Origin of the sequence: Streptomyces sindenensis, assembly GCF_014649035.1 — a bacterium.
GTDB classification, from domain to species: domain Bacteria; phylum Actinomycetota; class Actinomycetes; order Streptomycetales; family Streptomycetaceae; genus Streptomyces; species Streptomyces sindenensis.
Map to the genome: position 1 here is coordinate 351,911 of NZ_BMSG01000002.1, position 23,053 is coordinate 374,963.

Annotated in this window: 15 protein-coding genes and 1 pseudogene; 9 read left to right on the forward strand and 7 right to left on the reverse strand. The window is 71.7% G+C overall.

Translation table 11 applies throughout. The features are described 5' to 3' along the window. Positions 1-29: 29 nt before the first annotated feature. The 4 genes from IE145_RS04880 to IE145_RS04895 form a co-directional block, all read right to left on the reverse strand. Positions 30-2,900 (reverse strand): AfsR/SARP family transcriptional regulator, encoded by a 2,871-nt coding sequence (locus IE145_RS04880; RefSeq protein ID WP_189519122.1) that lies wholly within the window; start codon positions 2,898-2,900, stop codon positions 30-32. Between the two features lie 133 nt (positions 2,901-3,033). Next, positions 3,034-3,255, reverse strand: coding sequence for a DUF6458 family protein (locus IE145_RS04885; RefSeq protein WP_189519124.1), 222 nt, complete (start codon positions 3,253-3,255; stop codon positions 3,034-3,036). Positions 3,256-3,358: 103 nt separating this feature from the next. Beyond that, entirely contained in the window at positions 3,359-4,657 is a 1,299-nt protein-coding gene (locus IE145_RS04890) for a M18 family aminopeptidase (protein WP_189519126.1), read from the reverse strand. Positions 4,658-4,832: 175 nt separating this feature from the next. Beyond that, complete coding sequence (locus IE145_RS04895) at positions 4,833-6,659, reverse strand: acyl-CoA dehydrogenase (protein ID WP_189519128.1); 1,827 nt, start codon at positions 6,657-6,659, stop codon at positions 4,833-4,835. Positions 6,660-6,827: 168 nt separating this feature from the next. On the opposite strand from IE145_RS04895, the gene IE145_RS04900 reads away from it, so the two are divergent. The 3 genes and pseudogenes from IE145_RS04900 to IE145_RS04910 all read left to right on the forward strand — a co-directional run bounded on the left by IE145_RS04900 (position 6,828) and on the right by IE145_RS04910 (position 9,465). Further along, complete coding sequence (locus IE145_RS04900) at positions 6,828-7,295, forward strand: SseB family protein (RefSeq protein WP_006125898.1); 468 nt, start codon at positions 6,828-6,830, stop codon at positions 7,293-7,295. Between the two features lie 175 nt (positions 7,296-7,470). Beyond that, positions 7,471-8,233 (forward strand): annotated as a pseudogene (locus IE145_RS04905) (pirin family protein). A gap of 65 nt (positions 8,234-8,298) precedes the next feature. After that, the gene (locus IE145_RS04910; RefSeq protein WP_189519130.1) at positions 8,299-9,465 is read left to right on the forward strand and encodes an AI-2E family transporter; all 1,167 of its coding nucleotides are present in this window, start codon (positions 8,299-8,301) and stop codon (positions 9,463-9,465) included. Positions 9,466-9,606: 141 nt separating this feature from the next. Here the strand turns inward: IE145_RS04910 and IE145_RS04915 are convergent, their stop codons facing one another. Continuing rightward, positions 9,607-11,724, reverse strand: coding sequence for an ATP-binding SpoIIE family protein phosphatase (locus IE145_RS04915; protein WP_189519132.1), 2,118 nt, complete (start codon positions 11,722-11,724; stop codon positions 9,607-9,609). Positions 11,725-11,889: 165 nt separating this feature from the next. On the opposite strand from IE145_RS04915, the gene aspS reads away from it, so the two are divergent. Beyond that, the gene (gene aspS / locus IE145_RS04920) at positions 11,890-13,683 is read left to right on the forward strand and encodes an aspartate--tRNA ligase (RefSeq protein WP_189519134.1); all 1,794 of its coding nucleotides are present in this window, start codon (positions 11,890-11,892) and stop codon (positions 13,681-13,683) included. Between the two features lie 238 nt (positions 13,684-13,921). Further along, positions 13,922-14,713: a L,D-transpeptidase family protein gene (locus IE145_RS04925; RefSeq protein ID WP_189519136.1), complete on the forward strand. Its 792-nt coding sequence runs from the start codon at positions 13,922-13,924 to the stop codon at positions 14,711-14,713. Positions 14,714-14,797: 84 nt separating this feature from the next. Here the strand turns inward: IE145_RS04925 and metG are convergent, their stop codons facing one another. Further along, positions 14,798-16,411 (reverse strand): methionine--tRNA ligase, encoded by a 1,614-nt coding sequence (gene metG, locus IE145_RS04930; RefSeq protein ID WP_189519138.1) that lies wholly within the window; start codon positions 16,409-16,411, stop codon positions 14,798-14,800. 182 nt (positions 16,412-16,593) lie between these two features. Between metG and IE145_RS04935 the strand changes: the two genes are divergently transcribed. After that, positions 16,594-17,286, forward strand: coding sequence for a response regulator transcription factor (locus IE145_RS04935; RefSeq protein ID WP_189519295.1), 693 nt, complete (start codon positions 16,594-16,596; stop codon positions 17,284-17,286). Beyond that, on the forward strand, positions 17,283-18,614 hold the full coding sequence (locus IE145_RS04940) for a sensor histidine kinase (RefSeq protein WP_189519140.1): 1,332 nt from the start codon (positions 17,283-17,285) through the stop codon (positions 18,612-18,614). Before IE145_RS04935 ends, IE145_RS04940 begins: the two co-directional genes overlap by 4 nt. Here IE145_RS04940 and IE145_RS04945 read toward each other — a convergent pair. Further along, positions 18,548-20,110, reverse strand: a complete 1,563-nt coding sequence (locus IE145_RS04945) for a VWA domain-containing protein (protein WP_189519142.1) — start codon at positions 20,108-20,110, stop codon at positions 18,548-18,550. The genes IE145_RS04940 and IE145_RS04945 overlap by 67 nt on opposite strands. A 305-nt stretch (positions 20,111-20,415) precedes the next feature. Here IE145_RS04945 and IE145_RS04950 point away from each other — a divergent pair, with 305 nt between their 5' ends. Together IE145_RS04950 and IE145_RS04955 are read left to right on the forward strand one after the other, a co-directional pair. Continuing rightward, on the forward strand, positions 20,416-22,485 hold the full coding sequence (locus IE145_RS04950) for a PhoX family protein (protein WP_189519145.1): 2,070 nt from the start codon (positions 20,416-20,418) through the stop codon (positions 22,483-22,485). Between the two features lie 127 nt (positions 22,486-22,612). Beyond that, a complete protein-coding gene (locus IE145_RS04955; protein WP_189519147.1) occupies positions 22,613-23,014 on the forward strand; it encodes an RNA-binding S4 domain-containing protein in 402 nt (133 codons plus the stop codon). Positions 23,015-23,053 lie beyond the last annotated feature (39 nt).

A 23,053-nucleotide genomic window follows, 5' to 3' on the forward strand; every position in this document is an offset into this window, starting at 1 on the left:
GACGAACCGCAGGTCAGCGGGTCAGCGGATCAGCTTTCGGCGGTGAGCCGCCGGAGTGCCTCGTCGTACCGCCGCCGGTACTCCGCCCGCGCCGAGACCCGCGACAGCGCCTCCAGCGCCCGTACGGCGCCGTCGTCGTAACCGGCCTGCTCCGCCTCCCGCGCGGCCCGGTCCAGCAGCCGGATGCCGTCCTCCTCCTCGCCCAGCGCCAGGCGGGCCTCGCCGCAGATCGCCAGCAGCAGCGACCGGCGCACCGCCTCCTCATGCTCGGGGCCCAGATCGAGCGCGGCCAGCGCGCAGTCCAGCGCCTCCTGCGGGCGGCGCGCGGTGAGCCGCATCCGGGCGAGGTGCTGGAGGCCGAGCATCTCGGTGTGCCGGTCCCCCTCCTCGCGGCACAGCGCCACCGCCCGGGTGCAGTTCTCCGACGCGGCGGGCAGCTCGCCCAGTTCGGCCTGGACGACGGCCAGGTTGATCAGCGCGGTCGCCTCGCCCATCGGGTCGCCGGCCTCCCGGGCCAGCACCGGTGAGCGCTCCAGCAGGGCGGCTGCCTCGGCGGTCCGGCCCTCCTCCGTCAGCACCCAGCCCAGCAGGGTGAGCACCCGCGACTCGGCGTACGCGTCCTTCCCGGCGCGGGCCGAATCCAGGGCCAGTTCCAGCAGGGGCGTCCAGTTGTCCCGGACCCGCCACACCACCTGCGGCCACTGGAGCAGGATGATCCGCCAGGTCCGGTCCTCAAGACCCGCCTCCCGCGCCGCTACCGCGGCCAGTGCCAGGTTCTCGCGCTCCGCCGCAAGCCAGCGCATCGCCTCCGCACGGTCGGCGAAGTCCCGTACGGCGGCGGGCCTGCGGTATCCGTCCGGGAGCACGAAACAGGGCTCGCCGCCGGGCTCCGCCGTATCGGCGGCGGCCAGCGCGGTGGCGATGCAGTGGTCGAGCACCCCGGTGAGAGCCTCGTGCGCGGACTCCGGGTCGAGGCCGCGGGCGTACAGGCGCACCAGGTCGTGGAGGACCCACCGGCCCGGGGCGGTCTCGGCGACGAGATGGGCGGCGGCCAGGCGCTCCAGCGCCGCCGCCGCGGCGACCGGGTCCGTCCCCGCGAGCGCGGCGGCCGCGTAGGGATCGAAATGGCCGCCCGGATGGTGCCCCAGCCGCGCCAGCTGGTGGACGGCGTCCGGCGGCAGGTGCTGGACGGTCAGCCGCAGCGCGGCTGCGACGCCCGTGTCGTCCACGTCGAGATACGCCAGCCGGCCCTGCTCGTCGGCGAGTTCGTCGGCGAGGGCGGCCAGTGTCCAGCGCGGCCGTCCCGCCAGCCGGGCCGCGGTGACCCGCAGCGCGAGCGGCAGCCCGCCGCAGAGTTCGGCGAGCCGGCGGGCCGCCACCGGTTCGGCGAGCACCCGCTCCTCCCCCAGCACCCCGGCGAGCAGCGCCGTCCCGTCGTCGGCCTCCAGCGTGTCGAGCGGGACAGGGCGGGCGGCGTCCGAGGCGATGAGCCCCTCCAGCCGGTGCCGGCTGGTGACCAGCGTGACGCAGTCGCTGCCGCCCGGCAGCAGCGCCCTGACGGTGGCGGAGTCGCGGGCGTTGTCGAGGATGACCAGCACCCTGCGCCGGTCGGTCAGCGAGCGGAAGAGCGCGGCGGCCGCCGGGGTGGACTCCGGGACCCGGCGCGGTGCGACGCCGAGCGCGAGCAGGAACTCCCGCAGGACGTCGATGAGCGCGGGCTCGCCGGCGTCGCTGAAGCCGCGCAGATCGGCGAAGAGCCGGCCGTCCGGGAAGAGCGCGCCACTGCGGTGCGCCCACTGGAGCGCCAGCGCGGTCTTGCCGACCCCGGCCGGACCCGTGACCAGACAGACGGGCGCCTCGCCCGCCGCCGCCCGGGTGAGCGCGGCCAGTTCGGCGGCCCGCCCGTGGAAGCCGCGCGGCGCCCGGGGGAGCAGGTCGACGGGGAGCGGCTCGCCGGGGTGCGGAGGGTACGGGGCCGGCGACGCGGCGGCCGGGGCGGTCGGGCCCACCGCGCGGCCCGCCACCCCGGCAGGATCCTGGGCCGCGGCACGGGCCGGATCAGCCGTACGGTCCGGGCCCGGGGCCGACGCCTGGGCGGGGAGCGGATCCGGGACAGGAGCTGTCACGGGCCCCGGCACTGGTCCCGGCTCGCCGCTTCCCGGGTCACCGCGAAGGATCAGCGCGTACGCGTCGGCGAGTTCGTGCCCCGGATCGATGCCCAGCTCGTCGGCGAGGAGCCGCCTCGTCCGGTGGAAACGGTCCAGGGCCTCCGACTGGCGCCCCGCCCGGTACAGCGCCAGCATCAGCTCCGCGGCCAGCGACTCGCGCAGCGGATGCGCCGCGGTCTCCGCCGCCAGCAGGGCCGCGGCCCGGTGGTGCTCACCGAGCACTCCGTACGTACGGGCCAGCTGCTCGACCGTCGCCAGCCGCGACTCCTCCAGGGAGTGCGCGGCCGCCCGGAGCGGCGGCCCGGTGAACGCACCGCTGAGAGCCGGGCCCTGCCACACCGACAGGGCTTCCTTCAGCATCAGTACGGTGTCCGCCGGCCCGCGCTGTTCCCGCGCCAGCATTAGCAGTTCCTCGAACCGCTGCGCGTCGATCAGCGTCTCCGGGACCCGCAGGACGTACGCGTCGCCGAGGGTGGCCAGTTCGACCCCGTACGCCTCCGCGTCCGCGCCCACCAGCAGGGCGCGCAGCCGCGACACATGCCCCTGGATGACGCCACGAGCCTGGAGCGGCGGGGCGTCGTCCCAGAGGGAGTCCGTCAGACGGGCGACGGAGACCGGGGTGTTGGCCGACAGCAGCAGCGCGGCGAGCAGGCTGCGGCGCTTGGCGGGGCCCAGCGGCAGCGGCCCGGTGAGCGTTTCGACAGAGACCGTGCCGAGCAGCCGGAACTCCACGAACGGCTCCTCTTCCGGGCGGTGCGCACCCACGGTGGGGGCGCGGGATCCGTCCCAGAATATCGGGGTCTCCGCAGGGCCGACGCGGCGCGGGTGCACAGCCGCCGCGCGATGCGGCCGTCGTCGCGGGCCGTCAGTGGTAGCGCCGCTCGTCGTCCTGGACGACGGTGGTGCTGGGCGGCACGACCATCCGGCGGCGCCGCGCGATGCTCATGTAGACGAAGACCCCGACGAGGCCGACGAGCATCATGATCCAGCCGACCAGGTCGACGTTGACGGTGTCCATCTTCCAGTTGGTGGCGAACGCCAGGATCGCGCCCCCACCGATCAGGAGAATGCATCCTCCGAGTCCCATGAATTCCGCCTCCTCGACCGCCCGGTGAGTCCGGGCCGGTGTACGACTCGCGTACCCGGCCCGGCAACAACCATGTGCGCGCAGGCGGCTGGCTGCCCTCCGGTCAGCCGGCCAGGAACGCGGTGAGCGCGTTCGCCAGCAGATACGGGTCGTCCGCCCCGCACAGCTCACGGGCGCTGTGCATCGAGAGGATCGCCACGCCGATGTCCACGGTCTGGATACCGTGCCGGGCCGCGGTGATCGGTCCGATGGTCGTGCCGCAGGGCATCGCGTTGTTGGACACGAAGCTCTGCCACGGCACGCCCGCCTTCTCGCAGGCCGCGGCGAACACCGCGCGGCCGCTGCCGTCGGTGGCGTACCGCATGTTGACGTTGACCTTGAGGATCGGCCCGCCGTTGGCGACCGGGTGGTGCGTCGGGTCGTGCCGCTCCGCGTAGTTGGGGTGCACGGCGTGGCCGGTGTCGGACGAGAGGCAGACGGTCCCCGCGAAGGCGCGGGCGCGGTCCTCGTACGTGCCGCCGCGCGCGAACACCGAGCGCTCCAGCACCGAGCCCAGCAGCGGCCCGTCGGCCCCGGTGTCGGACTGCGAGCCGTTCTCCTCGTGGTCGAAGGCCGCGAACACCGGGATGTACGGGATGTCGGCGTCGGGGAGCCCGGCGACGGCGGCCAGGGCGGCGGTCGCGGCGTGCACCGAGAGGAGGTTGTCCATCCGGGGCCCGGCCACCAGCTCCCGGTCCCGGCCCAGGTAGGAGGGCGGCTCGATGGCGTGCGGCATCAGGTCCCAGCCGGTGACGTCCTCCGCGTCGACCCCCGCCTCCTCGGCGACGAACCGGATCAGGTCGCCCTCCTCCACATCGCCGAGTCCCCAGATCGGCTGCATGTGCTTCTGCCGGTCGAGCTTGAGCCCCTCCGTGTTGGCCGACCGGTCCAGGTGGACGGCGAGCTGGGGCACCCGCAGCAGCGCCCGGTCGATGTTGACCAGGCGGTGGGTGCCGTCGCGCAGCGAGATCCGCCCGGCCAGACCGAGGTCCCGGTCGAGCCAGGTGTTGAGCAGGGTGCCGCCGTAGACCTCGACGGCGATCTGGCGCCAGCCGTGCGCCCCGGTGTCGGGCAGTGGCTTCACCCGGAGGTTCGGGGAGTCGGTGTGCGCCCCCGCGATCCGGAACGGGGTGTGCGGCTGCGCGCCCTGCGGCACGTACCAGGCGACGATCGCCCCGCCGCGCAGCACGTACTTCCCGCCCGCCGAGCCGTCCCAGGCGGCGGTCTCCTCGACCTGCCGGAAGCCGGCCTCCGCCAGCCGTGCGGCGGCGTTGGCCACGGCGTGGTACGGGGACGGGCTGGCCGCCAGGAAGGTCATCAGGTCATCGGTGTGCGCACGGTCGAACCGGGGAGGGGAACTCATGTTCTTCACTGTAACGAGGACGGCGGGTCCGGTATCCGGTGACCGGGGAGATCGGTGACTCTGCAGGTCGTCGATCGAGGTCAGGTCGGTGCCGCTGTCGTACGGGATACGACAGTGCCGCCACCCGAACGAAGTCCGGATGGCGGCACGTGTTGACGAGACAGGCGAGCGATTCCTAGAACGCCGCCTCGTCCAGCTCCATCAGCGAGTTGTCGATGGACTCGGCGAGCGCGCGCTCGGTCGCGACGCCCGGCAGGACGTTCGCGGCGAAGAACTTCGCGGCGGCGATCTTGCCCTGGTAGAAGGCGACGTCCTTGGCGGCGGCGGTCGGCAGCTTCTCGGCCGCCACGGCCGCGCCCTTGAGCAGCAGGTAGCCGACGACGACATCGCCGGAGGCCATCAGCAGGCGGGTCGTGTTGAGACCGACCTTGTAGATGCTCTTGACGTCCTCGCCGGTCGCGGTCAGGTCGGTGATCATCGTGCCGACGATCGCCTCCAGGTCCACGGCGGCCTTGGCGAGGGAGTCCAGCGCGGGGGCCAGCTCCTCGTTGCCCTGGGCGCCCGCGAGGAACTTCTTGATCTCCTCGGAGAGCGTGTTGAGCGAGGCGCCCTGGTCGCGGACGATCTTCCGGAAGAAGAAGTCCTGGCCCTGGATCGCCGTGGTGCCCTCGTAGAGGGTGTCGATCTTGGCGTCCCGGATGTACTGCTCGACCGGGTACTCCTGGAGGTAGCCGGAGCCGCCGAAGGTCTGGAGCGACTGCGCGAGCTGCTCGTAGGACTTCTCGGAGCCGTAGCCCTTCACGATCGGCAGCAGCAGGTCGTTGAGGCCGTTGAGCGCCTTGGCGTCCTCGCCCGCGGCCTCCTGCTCCTGGATCGCGTCCTGGACGGAGGCGGTGTACAGCACGAGGGAGCGCATGCCCTCGGCGTACGCCTTCTGCGTCATGAGCGAGCGGCGCACGTCGGGGTGGTGCGTGATGGTGACCTTGGGCGCTGACTTGTCCATGAAGTTCGCCAGGTCCGGACCCTGGACGCGCTCCTTGGCGTACTCCAGCGCGTTCAGGTAGCCCGTGGAGAGGGTGGCGATGGCCTTCGTGCCGACCATCATGCGGGCGAACTCGATGATGCGGAACATCTGGCGGATGCCGTCGTGCTTGTCGCCGATCAGCCAGCCCTTGGCGGGGTGCTGGTCGCCGAACGTCATCTCGCAGGTGTTGGACGCCTTGAGACCCATCTTGTGCTCGACGTTCGTGGCGTACACGCCGTTGCGCTCGCCCAGCTCGCCGGTCGTCCAGTCGAAGTGGAACTTCGGGACCATGAAGAGCGAGAGGCCCTTGGTGCCGGGGCCTGCGCCCTCGGGGCGGGCCAGCACGTAGTGGATGATGTTCTCGGACATGTCGTGCTCGCCCGAGGTGATGAAGCGCTTCACACCCTCGATGTGCCAGGAGCCGTCCTCCTGCTGCACGGCCTTCGTCCGGCCGGCGCCCACGTCCGAGCCGGCGTCCGGCTCGGTCAGCACCATCGTCGAGCCCCACTGCTTCTCGACGGCGATCTCCGCGATCTTCTTCTGCTCGTCGTTGCCCTCCTCGAAGAGGATGCCGGCGAAGGCCGGGCCGGAGGAGTACATCCACACGGCCGGGTTCGAGCCGAGCAGCAGCTCCGCGTAGCCCCAGATCAGGGAGCGGGGCGAGGTGGTGCCGCCGATCTCCTCGGGCAGGCCCAGACGCCAGTACTCGGAGTCCATGAAGGCCTGGTACGACTTCTTGAAGCTCGCCGGGACCGGAGCGGTCTTGGTCTCCGGGTCGAAGACCGGCGGGTTGCGGTCGGCGTCGGCGAAGGAGTCGGCGAGCTCGTTCTCCGCGAGGCGGGCGATCTCTTCCAGGATGCTCTTCGCGGTGTCGACGTCCATCTCACCGAACGGACCGGTGCCGTACACCTTGTCGCGCCCGAGAACCTCGAACAGGTTGAACTCGATGTCGCGGAGATTCGACTTGTAGTGCCCCATGGGAAGGCTCCGTAATCAATAGCAGTGGCGCCACAGCGCCCCGGGGAGTGATGCGGGTCGGGCGACAGGCAGGCGTAGGTCTATCAGCTGACCTCTCCGATGATGCTACCCGTCAGTAATAAGGCGCAACCCCTCAAGCCGTAGATGTGTCCGATTACTCTTTGCAGCATGTACGGCTACGACCAGAACCCTGGTGCTCAGCAGCAGATGGGTCAGATGGGCCAGATGGGTCAGATGGGCGGCGGCTACGGGGAGCAGCCGCTGTATCCCGAACCGTCGCCGCCCTCCCTGGCCGACGCGGTCCGGGCCTTCACCACCGGCTCCCTCTCCGCCGAGGACTTCCAGCAGATCTTCGCGACCTCGAAGGTCTACTGCCCGCGCGGCGACAACCCCGGCTTCCTGGCGCTGCACAACACGCAGCAGCCGGTGATCCCGATGTTCACCACGCTCAAGGAGCTGCGGCGGTACGCGGGCAAGGAGTCGAAGTACTTCGTCATCACCGGGGCCGAGGTGATCGACCTGCTGCCGACGGGGTACGGCTTCGTCCTGGATATGGAGGGCGACCACCGGATGGTCTTCGACGCCAAGGCGGTCGAGCAGATGGTCGACTTCGCGATGCGCCGGATGTATGGGTAGGGATTCGGTACCCGCGCGTCGCTGACCTGCGGTTTGTTCTCTCGGGCGAGGGCCCGCGCCGACTCGGCGCGGGCCCTCGCCCTGTCGCACCGCCCTCCGGGAATGCCCGACGCCTTGCGAGATGTTCATCATTCAACTAAATTGATTCCAGAACACTCGCCCGGAGGTAGCTTCCATGCCCGCAGTGACTGTCGACAACCCGCTGACCCTGCCCAAGGTGGCCGCTTCGGGTGACGCCGCGGCCCACGTACCTGATCGACGGGACCTTCGTCCACCAGGACTCCAACGGTGGCGGCGGCACCATAGAGAACGGCGACACCCAGTGGATGACCGCCGGCTCGGGGCTGCTGCACATCGAGGCCCCGCCGGAGTCGCTGGTCCTCTCCGGCGGTCTCTTCCACGGCCTCCAGCTCTGGGTGAACCTGCCCAAGGCCGACAAGATGATGGCCCCCCGCTACCAGGACATCCGCGGCGGCGAGGTCCAGCTCCTCGCCTCCCCGGACGGCGGCGCGCTGCTCCGGGTCATCGCCGGTGAACTCGACGGCCATCAGGGCCCGGGCATCACCCACACCCCGATCTCGATGATCCACGCCACCGTCCGGCCCGGCGCCGAGGTGACTCTGCCGTGGCGCGAGGACTTCAACGGCCTCGCGTACATCCTGGCCGGGCGCGGCACGGTCGGCGCGGAGCGCCGTCCGATCGCGATGGGCCAGACCGCCGTGTTCGGCACCGGGGGCTCGCTGACCGTCCGCGCGGACGAGCGCCAGGACGGCCACACCCCGGACCTGGAGGTCGTCCTCCTCGGCGGCCGCCCGATCCGGGAGCCGATGGCCCACTACGGGCCGTTCGTGATGAACAGTCAGGCCGAACTGAAGCAGGCCTTCGAGGACTTCCAGGCCGGCCGCCTGGGCACGGTCCCCGCGGTCCACGGCATGTGACCGGTCCTCACCCGTACGGTGTGCGTCGGCGGGCTCGCCGGCGCACACCGTGATCGGCTGGGAGGGTGCCCGCGTCCACGCCCCTCCTGCCCGACAGCGCCCGCCGCGCCGCCGCCTGGTGCGGTGTCGTCCTGCTCGTCGTGGGTGTCGCCGCCGTCGCGATCTGGCTGGTCGTCGTCCTCAAGACCGCGGTCACCCCGGTGCTGCTGGCCCTGCTCGGCACCGCGCTGCTCGGACCCGTCCACCGCTGGCTCATCGCGCGCCGCCTCAACCGTTCGCTGGCCGCGGGGCTGACCTGCGCCGCCCTCGTCGCGGTGGTCGGCGGTGCCGGATACATCGTCGTCACCGCCCTCGTCGACACGGGCGACCAGATCGTCGCCTCGCTCAAGGACGCGGGCCAGTGGGTCGTCGACCATCTGGAGATCGCCGGGGCGACGGACGTCGACGATCTGGCCGACAACGCGAAGGGCCTGGTCGAGAAGTTCGGGGCGAGCGCGGCGGGCGGTCTGCTCAGCGGCATCAGCCTGATCGGTTCGCTGGTGGCGACCAGTGTGCTGGCCCTGCTGCTGACCTTCTTCTTCCTGCGCGACTCGGACCGGGCGGTGAACCTGGCCCACACGGTGGCCCCGCGCGGCACGGGGGGCCTGGTGGAGGCCATGGGGCGGCGGGCGTTCGAGGCCGTCGAGGGCTTCATGCGCGGCACCACGTTCATCGCCCTCATCGACGCCGTGTGCATCACGGTGGGCCTGCTGATCCTGGACGTTCCGGGGGCGGTGGGGCTCGGCGCGCTCGTGTTCGTCGGCGCGTACATCCCGTACCTGGGGGCGTTCCTCTCCGGAGCGGTGGCGGTGCTGGTCGCACTGGCCGACCGGGGGTTCGTGATCGCGCTGTGGGCGCTGGGAGTGGTGCTCGCGGTCCAGGTGCTGGAGGGCCATGTGCTCCAGCCGATGATCCAGAGCCGTACGGTCCAGATGCACCCCGCGATGATCATGATCGCCCTGACGGCGGGAGCAAGCGTGGCCGGCCTGCTGGGCATGCTGCTGGCGGTCCCGCTGTGCGCGGCGGCGTTCGGCGTACTGGGCGAACTGCGCGGGGGAGGCCAGCCCAGCCCTCCTGGCGACCACCCAGGCCCGCCGGGCAGCCACTCCGGTCCGCCGGGCAGCCACCCAGGCCCGCCGGGCGACTACCCCGGTCCGTCGGGCGGCGCCCGTCCCAGCCCGTCCGGCGCTTGAGGACGGAACCCTTGCGCGGTGGGCCCGCGCTCTCAGTGGCTCGTGGCCGGGCAGACCGGCCCGTCCGGCGTTCGAGGACCGAACCGTCACGGGGACGGGCCCGAGCTCGGAGAGTGCCACGGTGCGGGGGCCCTCACCCGCTCAGGAAACCCCCGGCTCGTCCGACTCGTACAGCTCGAACCAGATCGACTTTCCCTCCCCCCGCGGATCCACCCCCCACGCGTCCGCCAGCATCTCCATCAGCACGAGCCCCCTCCCGCTGGACGCCATCTCGCCCGGTCTCCGCTTGTGCGGCAGCTCATCACTGGCGTCCGCGACCTCGACGCGCAGCCGCCGCCCGCCCTGCTCGCCGGAGACCTCCGCCACCATCAGCGCGTCCCCGTCCGTGTGGACGAGCACGTTGGTGGCCATCTCGGAGACCATCAGGACCGCCGAGTCGACCTGCTCGGGATCGCTCCAGTCGTGCAGCAGCTCGCGCACCAGCTGCCGCCCCACCGAGATCCGCTCCGGCTCGGCCTGCGCGATGGTCAGGACGCTCCGGCGGGGCGGCGTCTCCGGGGCCCGGGCACTCTCGCGCCGCAGCACCAGGACCGCGATGTCGTCCTCCCGCCGGTCCGCAAGCGGCCCTGTCGTGTAGTGGGAGGTCGGCCCGTGGACGGCCTGGACCAGGGAGTCGGCGAGCTGTTCCAGGTCCTCGACCGGCTTCTCCAGGACCGGGCGCAGCCGGGACCAGCCGGTGGCCATGTCGTGCCCGCCGGTCTCGATGAGGCCGTCCGTGCACAGCATGATCGTCTCGCCGGGTTCCAGGACCACCCGCGTGGTGGGGTAGTCGGAGTCCGCCTCGATCCCGAGCGGGAGCCCGCCGGCGGTCTGCCGGATCACCGCGGTCCCGTCGGCGCTGATCACCACCGGGTCGGGGTGGCCCGCGCGGGCGATGTCCAGGGTCCCGGCCTCCGGATCGACCTCGGCGTACAGACAGGTCGCGAAGCGCGGCGCAGCGGGTTCCTCGTCGCCCTCGACGCTCTCGTACGCGTCGGTGAGCCCGGACAGAAAGCGTGAGGCCCGGGCGAGCACGGCGTCCGGGCGGTGCCCCTCGGACGCGTAGGCGCGCAGGGCGATGCGGAGCTGGCCCATCAGGCCGGCGGCCCGCACGTCATGCCCCTGGACGTCACCGATGACCAGGGCGATACGGCCGTTGGGCAGCGGGATCATGTCGTACCAGTCGCCGCCCACTTGGAGCCCGCCACCGGTCGGCACGTACCGCGCGGCCACCGTCATCCCGGGGATCTCCGGCCCCAGGGTCGGCATCATCGAACGCTGGAGCCCCAGGGACAGCTCGCGTTCCGTCTCGGCGACCCCGGCGCGGGCCAGGGCCTGGGCGAGCATCCGCGCGACCGTCGAGAGCACCGCGCGCTCGTCCGGGGAGAATGCCACCGGGTGCTGGAACTCGGCCATCCAGGCCCCCATCGTGCGGCCGGACGACACCAGGGGCAGGAAGGCCCAGGACTGCCGTCCGAAGCGGCGGGCGAGCGGCCAGGTGGTCGGGTAGCGACGGCGGTACTCGTCGGGGGAGGGCAGGTAGATCGCACGGCCGGTGCGGACGACCTCGGCAGCCGGGTAATCGGTGTCCAGGGGCATGTCGGTGAAGGGTTCCTCGTCCCCCATGCTGTGCCCGTGATGCCCGATGATCGTCAGCCGCTCCCCGGCGGCACCGAAGACCGCGAGGCCGTCCGGGGAGAAGCCCGGCATGGACAGGGACCCGGCGACCCGCAGCACCTCCGCGGTGGACCGGGCCTCGGCCAGCGCGCGTCCGGCGTCCAGGAGGAACGCCTCCCGGGACCGCCGCCAGTCCCCGGTGATCGGTGTGTGGGCGGCGTCGGTGGCGCCGGGCTGGGGTTCGGCGACCTCCTGGAGCGTGCCGTAGAGGACGTAGGCCTCGCTGTCGTCCTCCTCGCCCGTCCGGTGGACCGGCTTGGAGCGACTGCGCACGGTACGCAGGACCTGTCCGCGCTCGTCCACGATCCGCAGCCGCGCCTCGGCGAGGCTGCCCTCGGCGACCGCGAGGTTCACGACGCCGTAGATCTCGTTCCAGTCGACCGGGTGGAAACGGGAGCGCACCGCCGACTCCCGGTAGCTGCCGGGCTCGGGAGGCAGGCCGATCAGCCGGGCCGCCTCCGCGTCGAGCGTGACCGTGCCGGCTGCGTTGTCCCAGCGCCACAGGCCCGTCGCGATCGCGGCCAGGACTTCCTCGGTGCGCATTGCCCCACTTTAGGAAGATGTGCTCGGTGGACGCCACCGAGAGGCCGCCACCTGCCCAGGGGCGGACGGGTGCGGCTGCGCAAAGGGAAATGAAGCCTCCCGGCCCCGGGCGGTAGCCTGGGGAGGCTCAATCCACACCTAACCGCGAAGACTGGATGAACGACGATGCATCGGTACAGGTCCCACACCTGCGGCGAGCTCCGCGCCTCTGACGTCGGCACCGACGTCCGGCTGAGCGGCTGGCTGCACAATCGCCGAGACCTGGGCGGCATCCTCTTCATCGATCTGCGCGACCACTACGGTCTGGTGCAGCTCGTCGCCCGCCCCGGCACCCCCGGCAACGAGGCCCTGGCGAAGCTGACCAAGGAGACCGTCGTCCGGATCGACGGCAAGGTCTCCGCGCGCGGCGCGGACAACGTCAACCCGGAGCTGCCGACCGGCGAGATCGAGATCGAGGTCTCCGAGGTCGAGGTGCTCGGGGAGGCCGGCCCGCTGCCCTTCACGATCAACACCGAGGACGGCGTCAACGAGGAACGGCGCCTGGAGTACCGCTTCCTCGACCTGCGGCGCGAGCGCATGCACCGCAACATCATGCTGCGTTCGGCCGTGATCGCCTCCATCCGCTCCAAGATGGTGGCCCTCGGCTTCAACGAGATGGCGACCCCGATCCTCACCGCGACCTCCCCCGAGGGCGCCCGTGACTTCGTCGTCCCGTCCCGGCTGAACCCCGGCAAGTTCTACGCGCTGCCGCAGGCGCCGCAGCAGTTCAAGCAGCTGCTGATGATCTCGGGCTTCGACCGCTACTTCCAGATCGCGCCCTGCTTCCGCGACGAGGACGCCCGCGCGGACCGCTCGCCGGGCGAGTTCTACCAGCTCGACGTCGAGATGTCGTTCGTCGAGCAGGAGGACGTCTTCCAGCCGATCGAGAAGCTGATGACCGAGCTCTTCACCGAGTTCGGCAACGGCCGCGAGGTCACCTCGCCGTTCCCGCGCATCCCGTTCCGCGAGTCGATGCTGAAGTACGGCAACGACAAGCCGGACCTGCGGGCCAAGCTGGAGCTCGTCGACATCTCCGACGTCTTCGCCGACTCCGGCTTCAAGGCGTTCGCCGGCAAGCACGTCCGCGCGCTGCCGGTCCCGGACACCGCGGGCCAGTCCCGGAAGTTCTTCGACGGCCTCGGTGAGTACGCCGTCGAGCACGGCGCCAAGGGCCTGGCCTGGGTGCGCGTGGGCGAGGACGGCACGCTCGCCGGACCGATCGCCAAGTTCCTCACCGAGACCGACGTCAAGACGCTCACCGAGCGCCTCTCGCTGGTCCCGGGCCACGCCGTCTTCTTCGGCGCGGGCGAGTTCGACGAGGTCTCCAAGATCATGTCGGCGGTCCGGGTCGAGGCCGCCAAGCGCGCCGGCCACTTCGAGGAGGGCGTCTTCCGGTTCTGCTGGATCGTCGACTTCCCGATGTACGAGCGGGACGAGGAGACCGGCAGGATCGACTTCTCGCACAACCCCTTCTCGATGCCTCAGGGCGGCCTGGCCGACCTGGAGGAGAAGGACCCGTTGGACATCCTCGCCTGGCAGTACGACATCGTCTGCAACGGCATCGAGCTGTCCTCGGGCGCCATCCGTAACCACGAGCCCGAGCTGATGCTCAAGGCCTTCGAGATCGCCGGTTACGACCGCGAGACCGTCGAGCACGAGTTCGCGGGTATGCTCCGCGCCTTCCGCCTCGGCGCCCCGCCGCACGGTGGCATCGCCCCCGGCGTCGACCGCATCGTCATGCTGCTGGCGGACGAGCCGAACATCCGCGAGACCATCGCCTTCCCGCTCAACGGCAACGCCCAGGACCTGATGATGGGCGCCCCGACCGAGCTGGACGAGACCCGTCTGCGCGAGCTGAACATCCAGCTGCGCAAGCCGGTCGCCGCGAAGGGCGCGTCGGAGAAGCCCGCCGACAAGTAGTCCGTACGGTCCCGCCCCGCGGATGTTTCACGTGAAACAGCCCCCGATCACCCGATCGGGGGCTGTTTCGTTGCATACCCGCGAGCGCCGGTGACGGCCGGGCGACGCGGTACAGCCGGATGGCCCCGGTTCGGGTTCGGCCGGGGCGGGCCCGGCAAAGACTGGCACCGAGACACCCCTCTTGCAGCCCGTCCTGCCGCGTCGCGCCGCCTGCCGCCATCCCGAGGAGCCCACCGCCGTGTCCCTCCCCCGCCGCCCACCCGCCCTGCTCGCCGCACCTCTCCTCGCCCTGGCCCTCCTGCTCACCGGCTGCTCCTCCGGTGCCGCGCCGGAGAAGACCCCGGTCGGGGTCCCGGGGCAGGGCGCCGCGGGCCCGCAGTCCGACGCCGCGTCCGCCCTCCGGTCCTCCCCCAGCCCGGCGCCCGCTCCGAGCCCCGCCGAGATCCCGGACCTCGGACCGGAGACCCTGGCCCAGATCCCCGCCGAGGCCCGGCAGGCCTTCGTGGTGACCGGCGAGGAGGCCGACTCCTACCGTTCCAGCGCGGTCCTGTACGGCCGCGCCGACCCGGCCCAGGGCTGGGAGCCGGTCGCGGGCCCCTGGCCGGCCCACAACGGCATGGAGGGGTGGACGGACCACCACATGGCGGGCGACCGCAGATCACCCAAGGGTGTCTACACCCTCACCGACGCGGGCGGGCGGCTCCCCGACCCCGGGGCGCTGCTGCCGTACGACGAGCACCCCCGGTTCGCGGTCGACGGCGAGGGGTTCTTCGGTGAGCCGCTGGAAGGGTCCTTCGACTACGTCGTCGCGATCAACTACAACCGCGAGGAGGGCGTCAGCCCTCTCAACCGCACCCGCCCGCTCGGCCCGGAACGCGGCGGCGGCATCTGGATCCACGTGGACCACGGCGGCCCGACCCAGGGGTGCGTCTCCCTCCCCGAGGAACGCGTGGAGGAACTCCTGCGCACCCTGGACCCGGAGATGAACCCGGTGATCGTGATGGGGGACGCGGAGTCGCTGAGGCGGTGAGGGAAGCCGGGGAGGAGGGGGAATACGCCGGGAGCCCGGGACCGCTGTTCGCGGTTCCGGGCTCCCGGCGTACGTATGGAGGGGTTACGCGGGCTTCTCCTCCAGGCGCGGGAACAGCACCGCGCCCTTCGTCACCGTCGCGCCCGCGGGCAGGACGCCCCACGCGCCCGCGTCCTGGACCCTCTGGTCGGCCAGGGCGCCCAGGGACTCCTCGGCGCCCAGGGACTCCCAGAGCTTCTGCGAGGTCTCCGGCATCACCGCGTTGAGCAGCACCGCGACCCCGCGCAGCGACTCGGCGGCCGTGTAGAGGATGGTCGCCAGGCGCGCCTGGCCCTCCGGGGTGGTGTCCTTGGCCACCTTCCACGGCTCCTGCTCCGTGATGTAGCCGTTGACCTGCTTCACGAAGTCGAAGACCGCCAGGATGCCGCCCTGGAAGTCCAGCTCCTCGCCGATCTTCCGGTCGGCCGTCGCCACGGCCTTCGCCAGACCGTCCCGCACGGCCTGCTCCGCGTTGCCGGCGGCCGTGTCCTGAGGCAGTGCCCCGCCGAAGTACTTGCCGACCATCGCCGCCACGCGCGAGGCGAGGTTCCCGTAGTCGTTGGCCAGCTCGGAGGTGTAGCGGGCGGAGAAGTCCTCCCAGGAGAACGACCCGTCGCTGCCGTAGGAGATGGCCCGCAGGAAGTACCAGCGGTACGCGTCCACGCCGAAGTGCGAGGTCAGGTCCTGCGGCTTGATGCCGGTCAGGTTCGACTTGGACATCTTCTCGCCGCCGACCATCAGCCAGCCGTTGGCGACGACCTTGCCCGGCAGCGGCAGACCCTGCGCCATCAGCATCGCGGGCCAGATCACCGAGTGGAAGCGGAGGATGTCCTTGCCGATCAGGTGCACGTTCGCCGGGAACGTACCGTCGAACTTCTCCTGGTTGGCGCCGTAGCCGACCGCCGTCGCGTAGTTGAGCAGCGCGTCGACCCACACGTAGATGACGTGCTTGTCGTCCCACGGCACCGGGACGCCCCAGTCGAACGTCGAGCGCGAGATCGACAGGTCCTGCAGACCCTGCTCGACGAAGTTCACGACCTCGTTGCGCGCCGACTCGGGCTGGATGAAGTCCGGGTTCGCCGCGTAGAACTCCAGCAGCTTCGGGCCGTACGCGCTGAGCTTGAAGAAGTAGTTCTCCTCCTTGAGGAGCTCCACCGGCTTCTTGTGGATCGGGCAGAGCTTCTGACCGGCGAACTCGCCCTCGCCGTCGATCAGATCGCCGGGGAGCTTGTACTCCTCGCAGCCCACGCAGTACGGGCCCTCATACCCGCCCTTGTAGATCTCGCCCTTGTCGTACAGGTCCTGCACGAACTCCTGCACACGGTCGGTGTGCCGCTTCTCCGTCGTCCGGATGAAGTCGTCGTTGGCGATGTTCAGATGCTCCCAGAGGGGCTTCCACGCCTCCTCGACGAGCTTGTCCGCCCAGGCCTGCGGAGTCACGTTGTTCGCCTCGGCCGTGCGCATGATCTTCTGACCGTGCTCGTCCGTGCCGGTGAGGTACCACACCTTCTCGCCGCGCTGGCGGTGCCAGCGCGTGAGCACGTCGCCTGCGACGGTCGTGTAGGCGTGGCCCAGGTGAGGAGCGTCGTTGACGTAGTAAATGGGGGTCGAGACGTAGTACGCCGTCGCCCCCTGCTTCTCGGATCCAGTGGCCGCCATGGTCGAAATCCTAACGGCCCGATCAAGATCCACTCACATCCATAAACGGAGGCCCCTGCGCGGACGGAGGAAGCCCCTCCGGTGGAGAGCTTCGCGAAACAGCCCCTCATGCAAGGGTTCCCGTAGGAACGTCGCATCCTGGCAGGGAGCGGACAAGCGTGCACGAGGCAGGGGACATCACCATGCGGGTACTGGTCGCCGAGGACGAAGAGACCCTCGCGGAGCTGGTCGCCACCGGACTGCGCCGGGCCGGATTCGCGGTCGACACGGTGTACAGCGGGGACGCGGCCCTCGCCTACCTCGGCCTCCACGACTACGACGTCGTCGTGCTCGATCGCGACCTCCCCCGGGTGCACGGCGACGACGTGGCCCGCCGCCTGGTCGCCTCCGGCTCCCGTACCCGGATCCTGATGCTCACCGCCTCCGGAGCCGTGGAGGACCGGGTCGCCGGGCTGGACCTGGGGGCCGACGACTACGTCAGCAAACCGTTCGAGTTCCCCGAGTTGGTCTCCCGGGTACGGGCCCTGCGTCGGCGCAGCGCCCGGCCCGTACCGCCCCAGCTGGAACGCCACGGCATCCGGCTCGACACCGTGCGGCGGTCCGCGCTCCGCGACGGCCGGGACCTCGACCTCTCCCCGAAGGAGTTCACCGTGCTGCAACTGCTCCTGGAGGCCGACGGTGGCACGGTCGGCGCGGAAGAGCTGCTGGAGCGGGCCTGGGACGCAGGCGCCGACCCTTCCCCAGACCCTCAGCTGCCGTCCGAGCAGGGGAGACCCCATCCCGGGGCCGTGCACGCGTGCATGAGCGAGCTCCGTGCCAAGCTCGGCGAGCCCGCGCTGATCCGCACCGTGCAGGGCGGCGGGTACGCCCTGTGAAGCGGCCGGCCCCGCTGCGGCGACTGGTGGAGGCCGCGAAGCTGCCGCACTCGACGATCCGCACCCGCATCGCGCTCGTGTACGGCGGTGTCTTCCTGGTGCTCGGCACCGCCCTGCTGGCCACGGTCAACCTGGCCTCCCGCGCCGGTACGGAGACCGAGGCGCGGGCCATCGCCTCCACGGCGGTCGTCGTCGTTCCGCCGGGGTACACCGTGAACGGTCCCTTCATCGCCCGCGGCTTCACCGGTTCGCCCGACGCCTACGAGCTCACCGACCATGTCAGCGACGCGGCGGGCAAGCAGCTCCTGAACTGGTCGTTCGCCGCGCTGCTCGTGATGACGGCGGGCGCGGTCGGGGTCGGCTGGTGGATAGCGGGCCGGGTGCTGCGGCCGGTCCACGCGATGACCGCGAAGGCCCGCCGGCTCTCGGAGAAGACCCTGCACGAGCGGATCGCGTCCAGCGGCCCGGACGACGAGCTGAAGGAGCTGGGCGAGACGCTGGACGGGCTGCTGGGGCGGCTGGAGAAGGCCTTCGACAGCCAGCGGAGATTCATCGCGAACGCCTCGCACGAGCTGCGGACCCCACTGGCCACCCAGCGCGCCGCGATCCAGATCGGCCTGGACGACCCGTCCCCCGAAGACCTCGTCCGCACCCGGCAGACCCTGCTGGACACCAACCGGCGCAGCGAGCGGCTCATCGAGGGGCTGCTCGTGCTGGCCCGTAGCGAACGGGGCCTGGCCAGGGACGAACGCGAGGCGGTCCGCCTCGATCAGGTGGTCAGGGAGGAGGCGGCCCGGTACCCGAACCCGACGGTACGGAGCGCGGACGGCCACGGGCCGGAGGCGGGGGGCGGGGGCGGCGACGGGCCTGAGGCCCGGGGGAGGGGCGGCGACGGGCCGGTGGTGCACGTCGCGGTGGCCGCCTGTTCCGTGCGCGGCAACCGGCTGCTCCTCGCCCAGCTGGTGGCGAATCTGCTTGCCAACGCGGTGACGTACAACGTGCCGGGCGGCTCGGTGGAGGTCTGCCTGAGCGGAGAGGGGGACCTGCTGGTGCGCAACACCGGGCCGGTGGTCTCCGAGGCCGATGTCGCGGGGTTCTTCGAGCCGTTCCGGCGGGGCGAGGGCCGGGACCGGATGGGACCGGGGGCGGGCCTCGGTCTGTCGATCGTCCGGTCGATCGCGGTGGCCCACGGCGGTACGGCCACGGCGGTACCGGGCCCGGAGGGCGGCGGTCTCGCCGTGACCGTACGGCTGCCGGTCGATCAGGCCCCGGAGTCGGCCTCGCGGGCGGCGACCCAGTCCGGCAGTCCGGCGAGGATCTCCCGGTAGAGCTCGGCGTCCGCGACCTCGTGGGGCGCCGGTCCCGCGTGAAAGAACCCGGCGTTCGGGGCGTCGAGCTTCCGCAGGAAGTCGAAGCCCTTCGCGTCCTGGTCGCCGAAGGCGACGAACTGGAAGAACAGCGGCAGCCGCGCCGCGTCCGTGAGGGCCTGCCGGGCGGCCTGCTTGGCGTCCGGCGGGCCGTCCGTCTGGAAGACCACGAGAGCCGGACCGGTGGCCCCCGCCTTCTCGTAGTCCGCGACGACCTCCTCGACCGCGCGCTCGTAGTGCGTCCGGCCCAGTCGGCCGAGGCCCGCGTGCAGTTCGTCGACGCGGCCCTCGTGGCCGGAGAGTTCGAGGGTTCCGGTGCCGTCGATGTCCGTCGAGAAGAAGACGACCCGCACGGTGGCGTCCTCGTCCAGGTGCGCGGCGAGCGCGAGCGTCCGGTCGCCCAGGTGCTGGGCGCTGCCGTCCTTGTAGAACGGCCGCATCGAGCCGGAGCGGTCGAGCACCAGGTAGACGCGGGCGCGGAGCCCGGTCAGCCCGTGTGCCTTGAGCGCCGCCTGTGCCGCCTTGTACGGGGCGGTGAGCTGCGGAGCACGCGACTTGACCCGCGCGAGCGTGGTCGCGGGCTTGCCGGGGGCGGGCTCCGGTGCGGCCGGAGCCGGCTCCTCGGCCGCGACGGGGGCCGTCGGCTCCGGAGTCGCGGGTGCGGCGGGGGTCTCCGGGACGTCGGTGGCCGCCGGGGCCTCCGGTGCCGCCGGGGTTTCCGCGGGGTCCGGGGTCTCTGCGACGACCGGGGCCTCTGCGGGCTCCGGTGCCGTCGCGGCTTCGGGGGCCTCGGAGGTGTCGGCCGCCGGGGCCTCGGCGGCGGCCTGAGGCGCCTCGGGGGTGCTCTTCGGGGCCTCGGCCGGTGCTTCCGCCGGGGTCGGTTCAGGCGTGGACTCCTGAGCCGGTGCGGCCTTCGAGGGCTCGTCGAGGTCGAGGTCGATCGTGATCGGCTCCGGCGCCGACTCGGCCGCCTTGGCTGCCTCGGTCGCGACGGGCTCCTCGGCGTCCGCCGGCTCGTCCGCCGGGACGGGCTCCTGGGCCTTCTCGGCGGCCACCGGCTCCTCGGCCACCGGCTCCTCGGCCTTCGGCGAGTTCTCCGGGGCGTCCGCCGGAGCGTCGTCCACGGCGTCCTCCGGGGCGGACCCCTGGGCCGGGACGGTCGGTGACGCCGACGCGGCGGACGCCTTGTCGAAGGCCTCTGCCACCAGGTCGACGGCGAGTGAGTCGTCACGGTCCGTGGACCCGGCGTCGGAGGACGAGGGGGAGGGCGAGACAGAGGGCGAAGCCGGGGCCGGGATCGACGCCTTCGGCTCCGCCGCGGGCTCGGCCGCCGAAGTGGTCTCCGGCTCCGTCTCCTTGGGCTGAGTGCGCTCGGCCTGGGGCGGGACGGTGGCCGTGGTCGGCTCGTCCTGCTCCGTGCGGCCGAACACCTTACGCAGCAAGCTCCGAATGCCCATGGGCGAGGCCTTTCGCATGAGTTGGGTGCGGTGAATGTCCGACCTGAGGTGAATTCATCCCTGGCCAGGACGGATACGTAAGGTTAGCGGCCGGATCCGGCCGTTCGCCGGTGCGGCCCGCCCCTGCGTCAACCGAGCCGAAACCGTTCCCGGACCGAGTCCACCGCGGTGTCCATGCCGATGTCCACCACCGGCCCCGAAGGAACAGCGGTGGCCCGGACTTCACCCGCCGTTCACCGGGTGTCCCTCGGACCGGGTGGAGGCGCACCTACCGTCACGCACGACACCAGACGGAGGGAATCCACGTGCGTCATCTGCTGCCGTTCATCAGCCCGCATCCCGGTGGGCGTTCCGCCCTGACCTGCCGTTTCCGCTGTGGGGACGCCTGCTTCAAGGAGACGCCCAACAACAGCGACAACGAGTACGCCGGCGACATCATCGCCGGTGCCGTGTCGCGCCGTTCGATGATGCGCGCCGCCGCCGTGGTCACCGTCGCCACCGCCGCCGGGACCGCCGCGCTGACCGGCCCGAGCGCCCCGCAGGCCGAGGCCGCCGCGCTGGCCGGACACGGCAACAAGCCGGGTCGCCCCCACAAACCGGGGGCGTCCGGCGCGCGTGGCCTGCGGTTCTCGCCGGTCGCACCCAACAAGGACGACAAGGTCACGGTCCCCGACGGGTACGCCCAGAACGTGGTGATCCGCTGGGGCGAGCCGATCCTGCGCGGCGCGCCCGCCTTCGACCCGGACAAGCAGACGGCGAAGGCGCAGGCGGGCCAGTTCGGTTACAACAACGACTTCCTCTCCCTGCTCCCGCTGCGCGGCGAGCGCGGCCGGCAGGTGATGGTCGCGAACCATGAGTACACGGACGAGATCCTCATGTTCCGCGGCTACGATCCGGCCAACCCGACCCGTGAGCAGGTGGAGATCGCCTGGGCGGCACACGGACTCTCCGTGGTCGTCGTCCAGGAGGAGCACCGCACCGGAAAGCTGGGCCCGGTCAACCGGCACCCGCTGAACCGCCGGCTGACCGCGACCAGCGAGTTCCGCATGACGGGTCCGGCAGCGGGGAGCGCCCTCCTGCGCACATCGGCCGACCGCACCGGCCGCAAGGTGCTCGGCACCCTCAACAACTGTGCGGGCGGCACCACTCCGTGGGGCACCACGCTGCACGGCGAGGAGAACTTCAACCAGTACTTCGCCAACGGCACCACCGCCATGCACAAGCGGTACGGAATCGGCACCGGCGCCTCCGAGCGCAAGTGGGAGCAGTTCGACCAGCGGTTCGACCTGGCGAAGGAGCCCAACGAGGCCAACCGCTTCGGGTGGGTCGTCGAACTCGACCCGTACGACCCGGACTCCACCCCGCGCAAGCGGACCGCGCTGGGCCGGTTCAAGCACGAGGCGGCGCAGCCCCGGCTCACCTCCGACGGCCGCCCGGTCGTCTACATGGGCGACGACGAGAAGTTCGACTACCTGTACAAGTTCGTCTCCAGCAAGCGGATGAAGAAGGGGAACTCGCGTGCCGCCCGCGAGCACAACCTGACGCTGCTCGACGAGGGCACGCTGTACGTCGCCAAGTTGACCGGCGACTCGCCGGTCAACGAGATCGACGGCACCGGAAAGCTCCCCAACGACGGGGAGTTCGACGGCAGCGGGGTCTGGATTCCGCTGGCCACCGGCACCACCTCGCACGTCCCGGGCATGACCGCCGAGGAGGTGTACGTCTACACGCGGCTCGCCGGTGACAAGGTCGGCGCGACCAAGATGGACCGCCCCGAGGACGTCGAGCCCTCGCCGCGCAGCGGCCGGGTCTACGTGGCGCTCACCAACAACTCGGACCGCGGCAAGGAGGGCAAGCCCGGCGCGGACGAGGCGAACCCGCGCAACGCCAACAAGCACGGTCAGATCCTGGAGCTCGCGGAGAACTGGGACGACCCGGCGAGCGACGGCTTCGCCTGGCGGCTGTTCCTCGTGGCGGGTGACCCGGACGACCCGGCGACGTACTTCGCCGGCTTCCCCAAGGAGAGCGTCAGCCCCATCTCCTGCCCGGACAACGTGGCGTTCGACGCCCACGGCAACCTGTGGATCTCCACGGACGGCAACAAGCTCGGCTCGCACGACGGGCTGTTCGGCGTGGCTACCCACGGTGACCGGCGCGGCGAGCTGAAGCAGTTCCTCACCGTCCCGGCCGGGGCCGAGACCTGCGGTCCGGTCATCCAGGACCGCCGGGTCCTGGTGGCGGTCCAGCACCCGGGTGAGATCGACGGGGCCTCCGTGGAGAAGCCGGCGAGCGTCTGGCCCGACGGGCCGGGCAGGATCGTCCGCCCCTCGGTCGTCGCCGTCTGGCGCAAGGACGGGCGCGACATCGGCGTGTGAGGCCCGGCCGGGAGTACGCGTGAGGCCCGGCAGGACTCACGCGAGGCCCGGCATGAATCGCGGACCGGGCGGCGGGCGGGGCTTATTGCCTCTCGCCCGCCGCCCGGTCCGCATTAGAGTCGGCGGCATGGTTTCCGGTGACGCGCCACAGGCGGAGGGAAGCGTCCGGGTCGACGTGTGGATCTGGTCGGTCCGGCTGACGAAGACCCGCGCCCAGGCGGCCGCCGCCTGCCGGGCGGGACATGTGAAGGTCGGCGGCGATCGGGCCAAGCCCGCACAGGCCGTACGCGTCGGCGACGAGGTGCGGCTCCGGCACGCGGGGCGGGACCGGGTGGTGGTCGTCTCGAAGATCGTGAAGAAGCGGGTCGGCCCGCCGGTGGCCGTGGAGTGCTTCGTCGACCACAGCCCGCCCCCGCCGCCCCGCGAGCTCGCGATCCAGGTGCCCGTACGGGACCGGGGCGCGGGCCGCCCGACCAAGCGCGACCGCCGGGAGATGGAACGTCTTCAGGGCCGTCCGCCGGAGAGCTGAGGCCGCGGCGGAACGTCGGCCCGGTGTTTCACGTGAAAC